The organism is Hymenobacter glacieicola (assembly GCF_014640315.1).
GTDB lineage: Bacteria > Bacteroidota > Bacteroidia > Cytophagales > Hymenobacteraceae > Hymenobacter > Hymenobacter glacieicola.
The window spans coordinates 362,949-381,178 of record NZ_BMGS01000003.1 but is presented as its reverse complement, the minus strand read 5'-3'; the positions used below and the strand labels follow the sequence as shown (position 1 = coordinate 381,178).

Here is an 18,230-nt window from a genome sequence, read left to right as displayed (position 1 = left end):
AAGGATGGCGGTGGGCCTTCTCGCCTTAAGCGAGAGGTCTGCCGCCAGGGTTAGGGCTGTTTTACGGTCGAATCACGCTTTCTAACACGGCCCACACATTACTGGCCAGAATCTTCTGGCCCTCGGCGTTGGGGTGTACGCCGTCGGGGAGGTTGAGGTGGCGCTGGCCAATGACACCGTGGAGCAGGAAGGGCACGAAGTCGACCTCATTTTTTTCGGCCAGCTGGCGGAACAGGGCCTTGAACTCCTGCGCGTAATGCCCCATGCGTCCGCCGCCCAACGTTGCCAGCGGCCCCAGGTCGAAGGGAAACTCCAGGCCCACCAGCACCACGCGGGCCTCGGGGTGCTTTCGTTTTACTTCGTCGAGAATGTACTGCAAGTTCTGGGTGGTTTCGCGGACGGGAATCCCGCGCAGGCCGTCGTTGGCGCCGAGCTCCAGCACGAACACGTCGATTTTCTCGAAGCGGCTCAGTACCGAGCTGATGCGCTGCCGGCCCCCGGCCGTGGTTTCGCCGCTGACGCCGTAGTTATAGGCTTTGTAAGGCAGATGCAATGCGTCAATTTTTTCCTGAATGCGGGAGGGAAACGACTCGCTGGCGCGGAGCTGGTAACCGGCCGTGAGCGAGTCGCCAAAGAAGATGATGGACTGCATACGAAGGCAGAAAAGAACAAATAGGAGTAGGTTCCTAACAAAGTTGCGGGGCCTTGGTTCGGGGTAGCCTAGCCCTGGCGTACCAGCTGAGCAGTCTGCGGCAACCTTTATTCTCTGGGCGCTACCGCCGCAGCTACCTACGTACGATGCGGTGGAAACGCCCAGTAAGTCAGACCTCAGTTCTGTTGCGGGCCAGGGGCAACCGCCGGGCCAGGGCCTTGACTGCTTCCTGGTACGTCGGGGGCTGCCTGCCGGCGCTTTGCCGCGGGGGAAAGCTCCTGCGCGCCTAAGCGCATGGGGCGAGGAAAGAAGCGCCGGCGGGCTGGAGGTAGCAGGTGTTAAACCTTTTTATCGAATTCGGGCTTTACCTTTGTCGGCAGATAAGAATCGTTCTTATCTGCCGATTCCGTTTTGTCAACCAATATTTCCGATAATGCCCGTAACGAAAGCCACCGACGCTGATTTCCAACAACTACTGCAGGACAACGAGAAAGTAGTGGTGAAATACTACGCCGACTGGTGCGGTAACTGCCGCCTGTTTTCGCCCAAGTTCAAGCGCCTCTCGGAGGCCGAGCAAAACCAGGACATTGCCTTCCTGGACGTAAACGCCGAAACCAGCCCCGAAGCCCGCAAGCTGGCCAGCGTTACCAACTTGCCTTTTTTCGCCGTTTTCCGCAATGGAGAGCTGCTGGAAACCGTAGCCGCCAGCAAGGAAGAGGCCGTTGCCAGCCTGATTTCCCGCCTCAACTAGGTTTAGCTGCGTTATGAAAATGCCCGTTATCAAGCGCCTGGTAGAAACCCAGACGCTGCAAAGTCTAGTAGCGGCCGAAGAAGCTCTGCTAGAGGAGCAAACCCCCGCCTTCGAGGTAGAAGGTGAGGATGAAGGCGAGCAGCTTACCCACGTGTTTGCCGCCATCTTCATTCTCAACCACATGCAAGACCACAGCACCGACTTTAAAACCGCCCTGCGCGAATACACCGCCAAAGTGCGCGTGTCTATCAGCTAAGCGTGATTCAGTAGTTCAGTGATGAAATGAGCTGTCAGGGCGGAAAGGGAACTACCTTTTCTACTCTTTCGCCAAGCACCTCTGAAACAGGACAAGCCCTTACTTCCCACCCGGAGGTAAGGGCTTATCTTGTTTCAGGGGTAGTGCGTTGTCAGGAAGGAGGGCGTCGTCGGGCCTCCTTGCCAGAACAACCCTCTTAATCACCGAATTGCCACCTCAACGCCTATACCCGGGCGAATTGGTGGCGGACCAGGCGGGCGCCGGCATCGGTGCACAGACCGCGCACGTAGGGGAAAAAGAGGTTGCGATACACCTCGGCCAGGTTGGTATAGTCGGGGGGGAAGAACTGTTCGTTGACCAGGAGGTTGAACTGAGCCAGCAGCAGATGGGTAATCAGGCGGGCGTCCAGCTCGGCCCGAAACTGTCCCTCCTGAATGCCCGCCTGCAGCAATTGCACGAGCAGGGGCGAGACGTACTCCGTCAGGTAACTCTGCATAAGGGCCCACGCCTCGGGGTACTCCTCACGCAGCACATGGTAGTCGTAGTGGGGGGAGCGGCGCATTTCCTGGAGGCTGTGGTGCAGCAAGGCCAGGAGGCGCTCAACGGGGGTAGCCAAGTTGGCCAGCAACTGCTCATGCTCTGCCCGCTGCCGGGCAAAGTTGTGCTGAATGGCCTGGCACAGCAGCCCGGTTTTGGAACCAAACAACTCCCGGAAGGTAGCGGGGCCGACATCAAGGGCCGCAGCAAGCTGTTCCTCGTGCAAAATACCTACCCCTACCTCGTGAAACAGCGCATTGGCGCGTTCGAGAAGCTTAGCGAGTACAATTTCCTCCATTTGAAGGACAAGAAAATAAGGGATGAATTCTATCCGCACTGCCCAGCGGCCCTCCAACGCGGCAAGGGCCTAAAGTAACATGCTCAGGCCGAAAAAAAACAACAGCTGCAGCAGGTACACAAAGGGAACCAGCGGGTTACGCTTAATAAAATCGACCCGGTTGAAGTACACCTGTAGAATCAGGCTGACGGCAAACCAGCCCTTGAAGTTAAGCAGCGGAATAACGTCGTACTGCCAGCGCCAGAAATCGAACCGCACGGCTACCGGCTCCAGGCACACATCCAGGCCCACCAGCAACAGGGCCGCCACCACCGCCCGCAAAAAATCGGGGATGGGCAGGTAGCGGGCCAGAATGCCAGCCGAGTACGTGAGCATCAGCCAATTAACCCCTATCATCAGCGGCACGTTTAGCCACTTCAGCCCCAGGGTAGCCCCGTAGGTATACTGCCCGAACAGCAAGCCCGTGCGCACGCCGGCTACCTCCACGAAGAAGCCCACTAGCATGGTTACCACGCAAAAGCTCCAGAAGGCGGGCGTGCGGCGGGGCTGAAAGGCCAGCAGCAGCCCCACCGTGAGCAGCAGGTTCAGGGGTACGAACTGCAGGTAGAAGCTGGGGTCTTGGGAAAAAGCCAGCCCGACAAATCCGGTGACGTGGAACAGCAGCAACACGCCCTGGGCCCAGCGCAGGCGCCGCCGGTGCGCATCGGCAGTAACCAGGGTTGCGGCGGGAAGTTGTTGCGTGGGGTCAGTCATGAGGAGAAGAGAAATCAACCATTAAGAAGTAGAACGGAGGGCTCTGAACCGCGCTGTCAGTTGTTGGCTGCGAGCAGCACGTCAGTTCCGGCTTCATCGTTTTTACTTTTTGATTAGGTCAGAGACAATACGGGCTGAAAGTAAACACAGCGGGATGCCGCCGCCCGGATGCACCGAGCCGCCGCAAAAGTACAGGCCTTCCAGTTGCCCCGAGAAGTTGGGGTGCCGCAAAAACGCCGCCAGGGAGTTGTTGCTGGAGCTACCGTATAAAGCGCCCCCGAAGGAGGAAGTTCGGGCGGCAATGCCCGGCGGGTCCCAGATGTGCTCCGCCCGGATCAGGGCGCCTACCTCGGTGCCCAGCGCCTGACTTACCCGGTGCAGCACGGCCTGGCGGGTGCGCTGCACCAGTGCGGCCCAGTCCTGGCCCTGGTCGTGGGGTACGTTTACCATCACAAACCAGTTTTCGTGGCCGGGGGGCGCATCGGTAGGGGTGTGGCCGGAAGTGATATTGACGTAGACCGTGGGGTCGTCGGCAATGGTTTTCTCCCGGAAGATGGCTTCGAACTCGCGCCGGTAGTCTTGGGAGAAAAAGATGTTGTGCACGCCCAGCTCCGGAAAACGCCGCGCAATGCCCCAGTAGAAAATCAGGGCCGAAGAGGACCGGGGCTGGCTGAGCGTACGTTCCGGAGCCGGCTGCCGGGGCAGTAGGTGGCGGTAGGTGGGCACCACATCCATGTTGCTGACTACCAGCCCAAAATCGTAGACATCCTGGGAAGTGCGCACCCCGGTTACCCGCCCCGCCGCCGTCAGAATTTCCAGCACTGGCTCCTGGTAGCGGAACTGCACGCCCAGCTCCTCGGCCAGCCGCACCAGGCTTTGGGCAATGGCATAAATGCCGCCCTCGGGGTAGTAAGCACCCAACCCATGCTCCAGGTGCGGAATCAGGCTGAGGGTGGCCGGGGCCTGGTAGGGGTCAGAGCCGTTGTAGGTGGCAAACCGGTCGAAGAGCTGCACCAGGCGCGGGTCCGAGAAAGCAGCCGCGTGGCGCTGGTGCATAGTACTGGTCAGGCCCAGTTGGGGGAGGGCCGATAGGGCTTTTAGGACCTCGGGGCTGAGGTAGGTAGCAGCTTTGTGCAGGGACTTTTGCAGGAAGGTGCCGGCGGTGGCCTCGTAGGCTTGTCCGCTCCGGCGCAGAAACTGGACTACGTCTTTGGCTGGCACGCCTAGCTTTTGCTCAACTTCCTGCGCAAACCGGTTTTCGTCGGCCCAGGCCGTGAGGCGGGTACCATCGGCGAAAAAGTACTGAGTAATGGGGTCGAGGCGCTGGTAGCGAAAGTAGTCCTGAGGATTGCGCCCAACCAGCTCAAACAGCTCATCGACCAGTTGAGGCAGGGTAAACAAGGACGGGCCCCCATCGAAGCGGTAGCCGCCGGGTAGCTCCAGCTGGTGCATCTTCCCCCCGAACGATTCCTGGGCTTCGAACACCGTTACGCGGTGCCCCTGGGCGGCTAGGCGCACGGCCGTGGCGATGCCACCAATGCCCGCCCCAATGATGGCAGCAGCTGGTTTGGGAGCGGCAGTTTTGGAAAGCGGCACAGGCAAAAGGTAAAGGAAGGCGCGCAGCACCCGAAGCAGAAGAGGCCAGCCGGGCCACCGTGGCGGTAAGAACAGGCGGGCCCGCGTGTCAACACAAGGTACGGCAGAGAAATGTTTAGGGCGAATGACTGCCGGACCGGGAAGCCAGGAAATTGAGAAAATATTTCCCCAGAACAGGGCTTTTTTCATTGTTGCGTAGCCGCGCTGGTGCTTAATCAGGCTGCATCCCAGGAAGGTAACAGTAGCTTTTTTACGTGTGTGGTAAGCGTATAGGCACGCGTGTGTGATAAGAGAAAAGTAGCTTTTTAGGGTCGTAATCAAGGTTTTAACGCTTGGTATTCTAAAACGGATGCTGATATATTTGGTCATGGCCCTGGCGCGCTAGCGCTTGTCCTCGGCCCGGCTTATGCTTGGGCGGTTGCCAAGTCAGCGCCCCGCCGGGCTTTTCTATTCGCCGCCGCTTCTTCCCAGCAACCGCCGGCTCTCCGTGCCCATCCTACCCCAAAACCCCACCCCACTCATGCTAACACGCTACTCCTCTCTGGGCTGATAGCTCGGCGACTAAACTCGTCGGGGCCACCACGCCCAATGCCCCGGCGCCCCTGCTACCCGGTCAGGTTCCCGACGGAACGGCTGCGGCACTAGCAGCTGGCGCAACAAGGCCGCCTGTGTACCAGGGCCTGTTACCAGGGTAGGGCTTTCAGGGGCCCCAAGTAAACCGCCTGAATCCTCGATTTCTGCATCATTCGGTGAGCAACTACACCTGAGTAGTACTCAGTTGGGCCACTATGCCGGCCTGATTGGGCCTCGTTGGTCATGCTAGTGTTCATCTACCGAAAATGCCCTGACCTTTGCTTACGATGCCCTACGGTAGTTGATTGTGTGCTCATCGTCAGCGTATTATCAACGAGTTAAGACAAGTGAGTGAGAAAAAGCGGAAACGGGGCGGGGAATCTCCGCCCTGTTTTTTTCTCTGTTAGCCTGCCGACCATCCTTCTCTACATCTTTTATGCACATGAACTGCCGATTTATGCTGCCGCGCCGCTGGGGCAACGGCCAAGGTAGCCGCCGTGGTTTCCATTTGGGGCTGCTGCTGGTTCTGCTGGGTTCCTCGGTAGGCTCCAGCACCGGCCAAAACCTACCAATGCTGCGTGCCGACGGGCCGAAAACCGTGGACGCCCAGGGCCGCGAAGTAGTGCTGCGGGGCTACAATGTGGGCGGCTGGCTGCTCCAGGAAAGCTACATTCTGCAAACTGATACGCTTAACAGCCAGTGGCGCATCAAGCAGGGCCTGCTCCGGGGTATGTCGGAGGCGCAGATGGAGGACTTCTACCGCCAGTACCGCCAGAACTTCATTACCAAAGCCGACATTGACTTTTTGGCCAAGCAGGGCTTTAACTGCGTGCGCCTGCCGTTTCATTATGATTTGTTTCTGACCCCGGCGCAGCGCCAGGCCCGCACGCAGGTAATTCGTGACCCGAAAAACCCGCAGAAACTCACGGCTTACGTGGAGCAGCTCAGCCGCTGGTACGACCAAGGTCAACTCTTTGCGGAGCCCCAAAAGCTGGAAGGCATCCGGTTTATTGATGAGGTGGTACGCTGGTGCGCGGCCAATAACATGTACGTCGTTCTGGACCTGCACGCGGCGCCCGGCGGCCAGGGCACCGACCGCAACATCAACGACAACTTCCAGCCCCTGGACCTGTGGAAGCGCCGGGACGCTAAGGGCCGCCTGATTTACCAGGATATAACGGTGCGCCTGTGGGAAAAGCTGGCTGCTCGCTACCGCCACGACGCCCGCATCGCCATGTATGACCTGATTAATGAGCCGCATAATCTCAACGCGGCCAATGGGTTGTCGGCTGATAATCAGGAGCTGAGCGCCTTCTACGCCCGCCTGATCAACGCCGTACGAGCCCAAAACGACCAGCACCTGATTATGCTGGAAGGTAACGGCTACGGCAACGAGTACACCAACCTCACCCCCGATAAGCTGGCCATCCGCGACAAAAGCAACCTAGTGTACAATGCCCACCGCTACTGGTGCCCTAATACCCCAGATGCCGCCGACCCCAACCCCAATCAAATCAATCTGTTGCGTAACCTGGCCGCCTTCCGCGACCGGTGGCAAGTGCCGGTGTGGGTAGGCGAAACAGGTGAGAACTCCAACGAATGGTTTGCCGCCGCCGTGCAGGGTCTCAACGCCCAGAACATCGGGTGGTGCCACTGGAATATCAAGCGCGTGGATTCCGGGGCCGGCCTGCTGCGGGTGAAGCCCTACGGCAGCATTCTAACCCCGGAAGGCCGGGCCGCCCTGCTGCGCAACGTACAGTTTGCTAATTGCCAGGTAAACCGCGACGTAGCCACGGCCCTAACCAAGCCCAGCGACTTCCGGGCCCCTTTCGTGGCCCTGACCATTCCCGGCACCATTGCCGCCACCGACTACGACCTGGGCCGCGACGGCGTGGCTTACCACGATGACTTCTCGGCCCGCACTGACTACCGCGACCTGACGCCCACCAACCACGGCGGCGCCTACCGCAACGACGGCGTGGATATCAGGACGAGCAAGGAAGTGGCTAGTGGCTTTGCAGTGAGTAAGTTAGCTCCCGGTGAGTGGCTGACGTACACCGTAACCGTGGCCACGCCTGGCACTTACACGGCCGAGCTGCGCCTGCAGCCCGGCACCACGCCTGGCCGCCTCAGTCTGCGCCTTAATGACCAGCCTCTGGGCACCGCCACCGTAGCGCCCGGGCAACAATGGGCCACGGTGGCCCTTACCACGCCCGCCCTGCCGGCCGGGCAGCACATTCTCCGCCTTGTTGTAGAAGAACCCGTGGAGCAGCTGGGCTGGCTGCGCTTTGCTCCGGTGAAAGCCGGCGGCAGCGCTAGCGGCCAGTAGGCAAAGCCCCTCAGGTTTCGTACCTTGAAGCCACCATGAAGCTCGTGAAATCCCACCTCCCACCGCGTCGGGCTATCTGGTTTTCTTTCCTGACGCTGAGCATCCTCCTGCTCCTATGCCTTTCCCTGGTCAGCTCCCCGGCCAGCGCGCGCCCCGCCGATACGCTCCGGGTGCGCGCCGGTTTGGAGGAGCTGTTCGTTGATCCTTCCTTGTACAGTGTGCTGGAAGACCCCTCTGGCAAGCTGACCCTCACGGATGTGCAGCAGCCGGCATGGACGCGCCAATTCCGGCCCGGCAACACCATTCCCACCACCATGGACCACCCCGGCTCGGCTTACTGGCTGCGGCTGGTGGTGCAGGCCCGCGGTGCGCTAAGCCAGCACTGGTACCTGGAACTATTTGATTCTCACCTGAATGGAGTGCAGTTCTTTCCGGCCGATGGCAGCGCCCCTACCCTCACCGGCTCCGATTATCCACTGGCAACCCGCAAGTTTCCATATAAGAACTTCCTGTTTCGCCTCCCCCTACAGCCCGATCAGGTTCAGACATACTACCTGCGGCTAACTTCCAGCTCCAAGACTACCTTCCTCAGCCGCCTGCGCACGGAGCAGCCCCTGGCCGTACACTTCCAGACCGAGTATGGCCTGCTGGGCGCCTTCTATGGGGTGCTGCTGATTATGGTGGTTTACAACCTTTGCCTCTACCTCTTTATCGGGGAGCAAACCTACCTGCGCTACGTGCTGTACGTGCTTAGCTGTAGCTTGGTGTTTCTTTCCGAGGACGGGCTGGGCTTCCAGTACATTTGGCCCAGCTACCCGGCTCTGAATGAGCTGATTATTGCTGGTTCTCCCATTCTGCTGCTGCTCACCTTCAGCTACTACGCCCGCCAGTTCCTCGATACCCCCCAACGCTTGCCCACCTACGACCCCTGGGTTCGGGCCATCGTGCTGCTAAGTGTGTTGGGCCTGCTGATTGACGCCGTGTGGCTGAATTCGGGGTGGGGCTTCTGGTTTTACCTGCTACCCTACTGCATGATTTACTACGCGGCCTACCGCGTGTGGCAGCGGGGGCAGCGCACGGCGCGCTTTTTCCTGCTGGCTCATGCCTTGGTTGCCATCAGCGTGGGCTTCCTGATTCTGCGCAAGCTGGGTATCAACACCTTTACAACCACAGCCACGGTGTACAGCATGAACGTGGCCTTCGTCATTGAGGTCGTGGTGTTGTCGTACGCTCTCGGCGAAAAAATCAAGAGCATCAAGGATGCCACCATCCGGGCCCAGGGCAAGTTGGTAAAGCAGCTGCGCAAAAAGCACGAGGTGCAGGAGCAACTGGTGGAGCAGCTGCAGTACAACCAGGACCTTAAGGACCAGCTAAACTCTGAGCTGGAAAGCTTGGTAGCCCAGCGTACTGATGAGCTGCGCCAGCAGAGCGACACCATTGCGGCCCAAAACCGGGAGTTGCTGCAGGCCAACGGCTTGCTGGCCCTGCAGTCGGCGGCCATTGAGAAGCTGAACGCCGACTTACAGCGCGACCTGCAGGAAGCCAAAACGGCTCGGGTGCTTTCCAAGGAGGTGAACTTCGGTGAGTTCAGCCAGATTTACCCCGATAAGGATGCCTGCCTGGTGTACCTGGCCAACCTCAAGTGGGCTGAGGGCTACCAGTGCCGCAAGTGCGGCCACGAGAAATACTGCGACGGCCGGGAGCCCCACTCCCGCCGTTGTACCAAGTGCCGCTACGTGGAGTCGGCCACGGCCTACACCCTACTGCAGAAGTGTAAGTTCTCTATTATTAAGGCCTTCTACGCAGTGTTCCTGATTTACACCCACAAGGGCAACTACTCGTCGCAGGAGCTTTCCCGGGTGCTGGACCTACGTCAGGGAACCTGCTGGAGCTTCAGCCAGAAGGTGCTGGAAGCCATGCGTCGTCGCCGGCAGGCCCCCGACTTTGATGAAAACGAAGGCTGGACCCATGTGCTGCTCGATGCCACGGGGGCCGAAACGGAGGACTCAGTTCTTGGGGTAGGGGAAGAAGCCTCATCTGCCCGGGCTTAGCGCCTACATTACCACGGAGCCTGGGAGCTGATGGCTGGTCTGTACCAGGCAACGGCTCCCAGGCTCCGTGCTTTTAGCAGGCAGTACCTGAGTAAGTGGCCCGTTAGTGAGGGTAGCTGCAGCACAGTATCATCCAATGTAATCTAGCAACTGTAGTATATAGTCCGTTTTTAAGACTGTGCCCGTGAGTTCGTAAGTGAACACTCACCGGCCGGTAAACGCGAAAAAAGTTGATCAAAAGGCCGGATTTTTTGATTGTTTTTTACGTGGCGCAGCTCCCTGAATAAAAGTCTTTGCTGGTTGCTACAGGGCATAAAGTGCCCTTGTCAGCGTGTGTTGTAAGTGTATAATATAATTGTGTGCTAAGGTGAAAACGCCTTTTCGCAGCATTTGGAGGGGGTTTTGGTATTGCTTTTCCGAAACACGGTCGGATATATTTGGGCATTCCGCTTACTCCCTGACGGTGGTTACAGCCTGATTGGGGGCTCTAGTGTGGCTTATTCCAGCGCTGCTTCGAGTTGGCTCCTCTGTTTTGAGTCGCCTCTTCCTTATTTGATTTCCCGGGCCCCTGTTCGGTACTAGTACGCCGGCTGACCTTGCCTCAATTCGGAAGCACCTTTCCCGGACTACCAATCCAAGTGCAAAAAATCACTTTCTGAGTAACCATTTCCAGGTAGCCGTTCCTCCCCAAGGCCCGGCAATGTAGCTGACCACTACCCTGTCCTTACTTCCCTCAATTCCCACACATCAATGAACCAACACCTCTACCCTCAGGCGCTGCTGCGCCGGGCTTTGTGGCTCACGGCTTGCGGCCTGCCTGCCCTTCCCACCCTGGCGGCGGCTCCCGCCTCTCCCGATGGGCTTCCGGCCCCCGTTACCAGCCGGAACCTGCTGGCCGATGTGCCGGTGTCTGGCCGTATCACGCAGAGCAACGGCGACCCGTTGCCGGGCGTGACGGTTATCGTGAAGGGTACCACCATTGGGGCTACCACCGATGCCGACGGCCGCTTCTCCCTGAACGCCCCCGAAAACTCTACCCTGGTCATCAGCTACGTAGGATTTGCTCGGCAAGAAGTGCCCATTACGGGCGCCTCATCCTCCGTTAACGTAACCCTGGCCGAGGATACTCGCGCCTTGAGTGAGGTGGTCGTAGTAGGTTACGGCACCCAGGAGCGCGGCAGCGTAACGGGCGCCGTGTCGTCGGTATCGTCGCGAGAAATTGCTACCCAGCCGGTGGCCGATGCTACTCAGGCCCTGCAAGGCCGGGCCGCGGGCGTTACAATTACTTCTAACGGGGGTGCCCCCGGTGGAGCTGCTGGCACTTCTATCCGCATCCGCGGGCTTACGTCGGCCGGTAACAACAACCCCTTATTTGTAGTGGATGGCTTTCCATTGCCGGATGGTGGCGAAAACCAGCTGAACGCTATCAGCCCGAACGACATTGAGAGCATAGACATTCTGAAAGACGCTTCGGCGACGGCCATCTACGGGGTGCGGGCCGCCAACGGGGTAGTCATTATCACCACCAAACGGGGTAAGGCAGGAGTTTCTACTATTAACCTCGACGCCTACCGCGGGGTACAGCAGGTGTGGCGCAAGCTTGATCTGCTCAACGCCGAGGAGTACGCAGTCATCAACAACGAAAGCCGTTTGGCTGGGGGCGCCCCCATTGTGGTGGACCGCCTGCGCAACCCCCAGGCCCTGGGTGAGGGCACTGACTGGCAGGACGAAGTATTCCGCCGGGCCGCCATTCAGAACTACTCGCTGGCGGCGACGGGGGGTAGCGACAAGGCTCGCTTCTCCATATCGGGCAGCTACTTTCAGCAGGATGGAACCATCATTGGCTCCGACTTTGAGCGTTTTACGGTGCGTGCCAACGGCGACGTGCAAGCAAACAAGATTCTGAAGCTGGGCAGCAGCATCTCGCTTACCCACCTCAGCGACCGGCAGATTACCTCCAACAGCGGGGAGTACGGTACGGTGCAGCAGACGCTGCGCATTCCGGCTATTATCCCGGTGTACCGGCCCGATGGCTACTACTATGAGCCGCGCGGAGCGCAGGACAACTTTATTGAGGAAAACCCGCTGGCTTCGGCCACCATCACTAACCAGCGCTTTAACCGCAACCGTGCCCTAACTACCCTGTTCGCGGAGTTGGAGCCGGTGAAAGGCCTGCACTTCCGCACCAACGTAGGCGCCGACTTTATCTTCGACAACTTCAATGCCTTCCGCCCCGGGGTACCGGAGCTGCAGGACGGGGGCCAGAACTATACTACTCGCTACACCCAGGCTACGGCGGGTGCTACAGCTACGTCCTCGTACGCACCGAGCTACCTGATTGAAAACACCGCTACGTTTGACCGCCTGATTGCCGACCGGCACCAGGTAACGGTGCTGCTGGGGCAGTCGGCGCAGCAGTTCAACTACAGCAACGTGGAGGCCTACCGCACGGGATACCTGCGCAACGATTTGCAGGTAATCAACTCCGGCCCCATCAACACCCAGATTGGTAACGCGGGTACCATTAACCGGCCTTCCCGCTTGGCTAGCTACTTTGGTCGCGTTAACTACGAGTTTGCAGGCAAGTACCTGTTCCAAGCCATTGCGCGCTACGACGGCTCAGGCAGCTTCCCACCCGGTGAGAAGTTCGGTTTCTTCCCCGGCGTTTCGGCGGGCTGGCGCATTTCGGAGGAAGACTTCCTGAAGGGCAACCGCGTCATCAGCAACCTGAAGCTGCGCGTGGGCTACGGCAAAGTGGGCAACCCCAACAACGCCGGCCGCTTCGCCTACCTCTACGCCGTTAACTCGGGCATCCGCTACCCGTTTGGTCCGAACGGAGGTACCTTGCAGACTGGCGCCGCACCTACTCGCCAGGCTAACCCCGATTTGCGTTGGGAAACCAATAACCAAACCAACATCGGTATCGACCTGGGCTTCCTGGATAACCGCTTTGAGGCTACCATTGACCTGTACAACCGTAGCTCGCCTAACCTGATTGCGCCAGTGCCGCCGTCCCTGGTGTCGGGTACCTACGAGACGGTAAACCGCAACGCAGCTTCGGCCTATAACCGTGGTATTGACTTCTCCTTTACCTCGCACAACGTGCAGGGCACGGGCCGCAGCCTGAACTGGACGACTACACTTAATGTGTCGGCTTACAAATCGGAGTTGGAATCGTTGGGAGTAGGACAACCCTACAACGGCCTGAGCGCCCTGAGTGGCGTGATAGTGCGCTACGATGAAGGCGAGCCCTTCGGCTCCTTCTACGGTTACGTGGCCGATGGCCTGTTTCAAACGCCCGAGGATGTGCGCGCGCACGCCACCCAGAACGGGGCTGCTCCCGGCGACATCCGCTTCAAGGATTTGAATGGCGACAAGGTTATCAATGCTGAGGACCGCACCTTCATTGGTAACCCTAATCCCGACTTCACTTACGGCCTGAACAACACCCTGACCTGGGGTGGCTTCGATCTGAACGTGTTCCTGCAAGGCTCCCAGGGTAACGACATCTATAACCAGAACCGCTACATTCTGGAAAGTCCCCTCTACGGTACCAGCAGCGGCAGCACCCGCGTGCTGGGCCGCTGGACGGGCCCCGGAACCAGCAACGACGTGCCCCGGGCCGTGGGCGGAGACAACGCTGACCCCAACCAGAACCTGCGCGTTTCTACTTACTTTATCGAGGACGGCTCCTACCTGCGCATCAAAACCCTTACGCTCGGTTACTCCCTGCCCCAGATTGTAATGGACCGCATTGCCGCCAAGCAAGTGCGCGTGTACGCCAGCGCCCAGAACCTGCTGACTTTGACCAAATATTCAGGTTATGACCCTGAAGTTGGTTCCCGCGGGGTTGACTTGGGAGTTTATCCGCAGCCGCGTGTGTTCTTGCTTGGCCTCAACATCGGTTTTTAATTCCCACCCCAACCGTTTCAAAAAATGCGACCCCTACATACGTATAAAGTTACCTGCGGCGCTTGGCTCCTGACGCTGGGCCTAATCAGCGGGTGCGGCGAAAAGTTCCTGGAAGAGTCTCCGAACGACCAGGTAACCGACGCTAACTTCTATCGGACCACTACCGATGCTATTCAGGCTACCAATGCCATTTATGGCGAGCTGATTACGGCCGGCCAGTACAACGCCGCCCTCTGGGGCCTCGGCGACATTGCCTCCGATATTTCTACCACCGGTGGTGGTGGTGGTGGCGACGGAATTGAGTACCAGCAGCTCGACTTCTTTAATATTCCGAGCACCAACCTGGTCACGAACCGCCTGTGGGGCAGCTGCTACGTGGGCATTGGGCGCGCCAACATTGTGCTGCAGAAAGTGCCGGCCATGAGCATTGACCCAGCCATTCAAAAGCGCAGCATCGGCGAAGCGCAGTTCCTGCGGGCCAAGTACTACTTTGACCTGGTGCGGGCTTACGGCGACGTGCCCCTGCTCACGGCCCCGCCCGCCACGCTGGCCGACGTGAACATCCCGCGCACCCCGGCCGCGCAGGTGTATGCTCAGATTGAGAAGGATCTGACCGATGCCATCGGCAACCTACCAGCCTCCTACAGCGGCGAGGACCTGGGTCGGGCCACTAAGTGGGCTGCTACCGGTTTGCTGGCTAAAGTACAGCTCACCCTCAACAAGCTGCCCGAGGCAGCTACCCGCGCCCGCGAGGTTATCAATGGCAGCGGCAAGATGATGTGGGACAACTACGCCGATAACTTCAAGGTAGCCAACGAGAACGGCAAAGAGTCGTTGTTTGAGGCCCAGTTCCTCTCGGGCCGCAACACCTGGGACCAGAACGGTCCGGGTTTCAGCGGCAACGAGTTCTTCGGCCCCCGCGGCCAGGGCGCCGTGCCCCAGGGCGGCTACGGCTTCAATATTCCTGAGGCTGATTTTGTGGCGGGCTACGAAGCCGGCGACCTGCGCCGTGACGCTACCATCTGGATGCCCGGCGACACATATCCCGATGGCCGCAAGCAACCTTCTTCCCTACCCGGTTCGCCCAATGGGTACGGTTGCAAAAAGTGGTTTGTAGGTAAGGTAAATACCAACATTTGGGACTCGGAGCTGAACATTCCGGTAATGCGCTTGGCGGAAGTGTACCTGATTCTGGCCGAGGCTGTGGGGCCTACGACTGAGGGGTACGAGGCCATCAATAAAGTGCGGCGCCGCGCCTTCGGCCTGCCTATTGCCACGGCCAGCGCCAAAGACCTAACCCCCGGCCTGAGCGCCGACGCCTTCAAACGGGCTGTGTGGCGGGAGCGGAAGTATGAGCTGGCCTTTGAAATGGACCGCTGGTTTGACATGAAGCGCACTGGTGAGCTACTTACTTCACCCCACCTGTTGGCCAAAGGCGTTAAGCCCTTCAACGTGGTACTGCCCATTCCGCAGTCGGAGCTGGACGTAAACCCCGGCCTGCGTCAGAATCCTGGTTACTAAGCCTTCGCGGCCCAGACGGCCCTAGCGCCTTCCCCCGGTGCCGTACGGCGCTGGGGGAAGTATGCGCAGGTAAATGAACCTTCATCCTCTTCTCCGCAATTCCCATGAATATGTTTACTCGCTTGGCAGCCTTAAGCCTTCTGGCCGCCCCCCTGTTGCTGGCTTCCTGTGAAAAGGACGCCAAAGACTATGAATTAGAGGGTGCCGTGCCCCAGTCCACCTTTACCTACCAAGTAAATACCACCGAATACCCTGTCACGGTAACCTTCACTAGCACCAGCCAGGATGGGTTTCTCTACCAGTGGAACTTCGGCGACAACACCCGCGCCTCGGGCAATACCGTTACGCACACTTACACCCGGCCGGGTACTTATCAAGTAGAGCTGATTACGGCCGGCCGCGGTGGTACCGGCATTTCGGCTACTCAAGCCGTGGTTATTCCGGATGTGTGCACGAACTCCGCCTTTAGCCGCCTAGTTGACTGCGCGGGCAGCGGCACACGAGTGTGGTCGTTCTCGACTGACCCTGGCGCCATTGTGCGTGAGTCGGCTACGGGCACTCAGCTTTCAAGCTCTACCACGCTTAACAACTGCCAGCTCGACGATCAGTTTACGTTTAGCAACAATTACACTGTTAACTACGAAAGCGCAGGCCAGACCTTTCAGAACGGAGCTTGCGGTACCTCACTGAACCGCGGCGGTAGCTTTGTGTATCGTCCGACGACCGGGGGGCTAGGGCAGATTGTGCTGAAAGGCAAAGGCGCCTTTATTGGCCTACCCGACTCAGTAGCTAACAAGACCTACGACATTCTGGAGGCTACTGATACCAAGCTTCGCCTGCGGGGCACCAACCCCGATGGCACTCGTACCATCGTCACCCTGATGCCTTTCGACGCCACCGCGCCTGTCAAGCGGTTGCTCACGGGGGGCTCGTCGAAGACTTGGATACTGGACAATGCGGCCGACGCCGTTATTACCGTAGGCACGGAGGCTAACCCCAAGCAGTACTACGCCGGGGGGGCTCCTAATTCGCTGCCCGGCTGCCAAGCCGATGATGAGTACACCTTCTCAATGACGAACACCTTCACGTATAACGCCTTTGCGGAGACGTTTGTAGCCGGTAACCCAGGGAGCTGCTCGGCACCTCGTTCGGGTACCTCAGCTTTCGTGTTTGGTCCTTCGGCCGGAGCTGGGCTGGCTCAGTTTACCCTCACGCAGACCGGCGCCTTTGTTGCCGCTACCGATGCCTCGCCCACGGAGCGCGTGTACCGCATCATCTCCATCGACAATACGCGCATGGTTCTGCGGGCGGGTAGTGGCCAGTCAGGCGGAACGGTATTCGATATCAAAATGATTGCCAAGTAGCCTTGCGTTACCCAGGTTTTGCTTGCCGTGACAAGAAGCCGGACTCAAAGCCCATCAAGGTGCTGGCTAGTGAGTTCGGCTTCCTTCCGGAAAGTAAGTGTTCGTATCACTCCTCTTTCAGGTAGCTTAGGGCTCTATGTTAAGCCAGAGCTTAGGCCAGGTACGCTTCAACGGTTGTCACGCAGTGCATGTGCGCAAGGAAATGGTCTGGAACTCAACTGTCTTTGCTGCACAGAAACCCAGTTAGGAACTACTAGCCGCTAACAAGGCTGTCGGTAGTACCTATTTTACCTTGTTCCACCTAAGTCAGCAAGCCGAATGCTTAGCGCTGCTGGAACAAGGGTCATTCGTAAGATGTCTGTTGGCTGAACAGCTCATCTTTCTTATTTGTAAGCACTTGTAGTTCATGAAAAATCTACCCCTACTCGGACAGCAGAAGCACCGCTTTGCAACTGGCTTGCTGCTAGCCCTGGGTTTGCTTTCCTGCACCGAAACCAAAACCAAGAATATCCCGGCTCCTACGCCTCCTACCCCCTCTACTCCGGTAGTAAATGAGGAGGCCAAGGCCTACGATCAGTACACGGAGATGAAGTGGAACGATGAGTTCAATGGGGGTGCGTTAGACCAAAGCAAATGGGTGGCTGAGTTGGGCGGCGGCGGCTGGGGTAATGACGAGCTGCAGAACTACACCAACTCCATTGATAATGCCTTTCTGCGCAACGGCAACCTGGTTATTCAGGCCATCAAGCAGCAGTCGGGTAATAACGCCTACTCGTCGGCTCGCCTGATAACCAAAGGCAAGCAGAACTTCCAATACGGCCGTATTGATGTGCGCGCCAAGATACCCAAAGGCAAAGGCGTATGGCCTGCCATCTGGATGCTCGGGGCTGACATTGACCAGAATAACTGGCCGAGATGCGGAGAAATCGACATCATGGAGTTGCGTGGCAGCCGGCCCATGGAGTTAATTTCTACCATGCACTACGCCAACAGCATGGGTGTGCACGAGTATAAAGGCATAACCCAGAACCTAACCGAAGACCTCTCGGCCGATTACCATATTTACAGCGTAGTGCGCAGCAAAAACATGACGCGCTTCTACCTAGATGGCAACGTGACGCCTTACTACACTTACAGCAGCACTGACGCCAGCCCTTTTCCCTTCAACAACCCTTTCTTCCTGATTCTGAACGTGGCCGTAGGAGGCAAATTTGATGGCAACCCGGACGGAACTACCACTTTTCCCCAGCAGATGCAGGTGGATTATGTGCGCTACTTCCAGTATAAGTAGAAATAAGCCAGCGCCGCGGCCAGCCTCTGGGGGTGGGAAACGAACCAGGTGTGGCCCGGCTTCCGGGAAACGTTCCCGCTGGCCCGGGTGGGGGTGGTGCTCAGTTGTGGTTTTCTGAGCGCCGCCACCCCCGGAAACCGGAATGCGTGAGTTGCCGGGCCTTGTGCCGGGCACGATAACTAATCCGTCTTACCTGATTTGGCTCTTGTTGACCAAATCGGTACTTCCGGGGCCGGTCTGCCTGTTAGGGGTGCAGGCCGGCCTTTGGATTTATAGCGGCCGAAAATACCCTGGCCCGCCTGGCCTAGTGCTTACCTCATAACGGGGCAAGCGCTAGGCCGGGCGG

General features: G+C 58.6%; 12 protein-coding genes. 8 read left to right on the top strand and 4 right to left on the bottom strand.

All coding sequences use genetic code 11. The features are described from left to right. Positions 1 to 61: 61 nt before the first annotated feature. Positions 62 to 652, bottom strand: coding sequence for an arylesterase (locus IEW18_RS07535; RefSeq protein WP_188557221.1), 591 nt, complete (start codon positions 650 to 652; stop codon positions 62 to 64). Between the two features lie 433 nt (positions 653 to 1,085). On the opposite strand from IEW18_RS07535, the gene IEW18_RS07530 reads away from it, so the two are divergent. Together IEW18_RS07530 and IEW18_RS07525 are read left to right on the top strand one after the other, a co-directional pair. Continuing rightward, a complete protein-coding gene (locus tag IEW18_RS07530; protein ID WP_188557220.1) occupies positions 1,086 to 1,403 on the top strand; it encodes a thioredoxin family protein in 318 nt (105 codons plus the stop codon). 13 nt (positions 1,404 to 1,416) lie between these two features. Continuing rightward, a complete protein-coding gene (locus IEW18_RS07525; RefSeq protein WP_188557219.1) occupies positions 1,417 to 1,659 on the top strand; it encodes a DUF6952 family protein in 243 nt (80 codons plus the stop codon). Positions 1,660 to 1,882: 223 nt separating this feature from the next. On the opposite strand, the gene IEW18_RS07520 is transcribed toward IEW18_RS07525, so the two are convergent. From IEW18_RS07520 to crtD, 3 genes are all read right to left on the bottom strand, one after another. Next, complete coding sequence (locus IEW18_RS07520; protein ID WP_188557218.1) at positions 1,883 to 2,494, bottom strand: TetR/AcrR family transcriptional regulator; 612 nt, start codon at positions 2,492 to 2,494, stop codon at positions 1,883 to 1,885. A gap of 69 nt (positions 2,495 to 2,563) precedes the next feature. Next, entirely contained in the window at positions 2,564 to 3,247 is a 684-nt protein-coding gene (locus IEW18_RS07515; protein WP_188557217.1) for a carotenoid biosynthesis protein, read from the bottom strand. 102 nt (positions 3,248 to 3,349) lie between these two features. Next, positions 3,350 to 4,843: a 1-hydroxycarotenoid 3,4-desaturase CrtD gene (gene crtD, locus IEW18_RS07510; RefSeq protein ID WP_188557216.1), complete on the bottom strand. Its 1,494-nt coding sequence runs from the start codon at positions 4,841 to 4,843 to the stop codon at positions 3,350 to 3,352. Positions 4,844 to 5,858: 1,015 nt separating this feature from the next. Here crtD and IEW18_RS07505 point away from each other — a divergent pair. From IEW18_RS07505 to IEW18_RS07480, 6 genes are all read left to right on the top strand, one after another. Then, on the top strand, positions 5,859 to 7,745 hold the full coding sequence (locus IEW18_RS07505; RefSeq protein WP_188557215.1) for a cellulase family glycosylhydrolase: 1,887 nt from the start codon (positions 5,859 to 5,861) through the stop codon (positions 7,743 to 7,745). Positions 7,746 to 7,780: 35 nt separating this feature from the next. After that, positions 7,781 to 9,796: a 7TM diverse intracellular signaling domain-containing protein gene (locus IEW18_RS07500; RefSeq protein WP_188557214.1), complete on the top strand. Its 2,016-nt coding sequence runs from the start codon at positions 7,781 to 7,783 to the stop codon at positions 9,794 to 9,796. Between the two features lie 750 nt (positions 9,797 to 10,546). Further along, the gene (locus IEW18_RS07495; RefSeq protein WP_188557213.1) at positions 10,547 to 13,708 is read left to right on the top strand and encodes a SusC/RagA family TonB-linked outer membrane protein; all 3,162 of its coding nucleotides are present in this window, start codon (positions 10,547 to 10,549) and stop codon (positions 13,706 to 13,708) included. Positions 13,709 to 13,732: 24 nt separating this feature from the next. Continuing rightward, positions 13,733 to 15,229 (top strand): RagB/SusD family nutrient uptake outer membrane protein, encoded by a 1,497-nt coding sequence (locus tag IEW18_RS07490; protein WP_188557212.1) that lies wholly within the window; start codon positions 13,733 to 13,735, stop codon positions 15,227 to 15,229. Between the two features lie 104 nt (positions 15,230 to 15,333). After that, on the top strand, positions 15,334 to 16,593 hold the full coding sequence (locus tag IEW18_RS07485; protein WP_188557211.1) for a PKD domain-containing protein: 1,260 nt from the start codon (positions 15,334 to 15,336) through the stop codon (positions 16,591 to 16,593). Between the two features lie 406 nt (positions 16,594 to 16,999). Next, the gene (locus IEW18_RS07480) at positions 17,000 to 17,884 is read left to right on the top strand and encodes a glycoside hydrolase family 16 protein (protein ID WP_188557210.1); all 885 of its coding nucleotides are present in this window, start codon (positions 17,000 to 17,002) and stop codon (positions 17,882 to 17,884) included. The last annotated feature ends 346 nt before the right edge of the window (positions 17,885 to 18,230 follow it).

Bases quoted from the DNA above. Each gene is read 5' to 3' on its own strand.
- IEW18_RS07535 (WP_188557221.1), bottom strand. From the start codon at position 652: ATGCAGTCCATCATCTTCTTTGGCGACTCGCTCACGGCCGGTTACCAG.
- IEW18_RS07530 (WP_188557220.1), top strand. From the start codon at position 1,086: ATGCCCGTAACGAAAGCCACCGACGCTGATTTCCAACAACTACTGCAG.
- IEW18_RS07525 (WP_188557219.1), top strand. From the start codon at position 1,417: ATGAAAATGCCCGTTATCAAGCGCCTGGTAGAAACCCAGACGCTGCAA.
- IEW18_RS07520 (WP_188557218.1), bottom strand. From the start codon at position 2,494: ATGGAGGAAATTGTACTCGCTAAGCTTCTCGAACGCGCCAATGCGCTG.
- IEW18_RS07515 (WP_188557217.1), bottom strand. From the start codon at position 3,247: ATGACTGACCCCACGCAACAACTTCCCGCCGCAACCCTGGTTACTGCC.
- IEW18_RS07505 (WP_188557215.1), top strand. From the start codon at position 5,859: ATGAACTGCCGATTTATGCTGCCGCGCCGCTGGGGCAACGGCCAAGGT.
- IEW18_RS07500 (WP_188557214.1), top strand. From the start codon at position 7,781: ATGAAGCTCGTGAAATCCCACCTCCCACCGCGTCGGGCTATCTGGTTT.
- IEW18_RS07495 (WP_188557213.1), top strand. From the start codon at position 10,547: ATGAACCAACACCTCTACCCTCAGGCGCTGCTGCGCCGGGCTTTGTGG.
- IEW18_RS07490 (WP_188557212.1), top strand. From the start codon at position 13,733: ATGCGACCCCTACATACGTATAAAGTTACCTGCGGCGCTTGGCTCCTG.
- IEW18_RS07485 (WP_188557211.1), top strand. From the start codon at position 15,334: ATGAATATGTTTACTCGCTTGGCAGCCTTAAGCCTTCTGGCCGCCCCC.
- IEW18_RS07480 (WP_188557210.1), top strand. From the start codon at position 17,000: ATGAAAAATCTACCCCTACTCGGACAGCAGAAGCACCGCTTTGCAACT.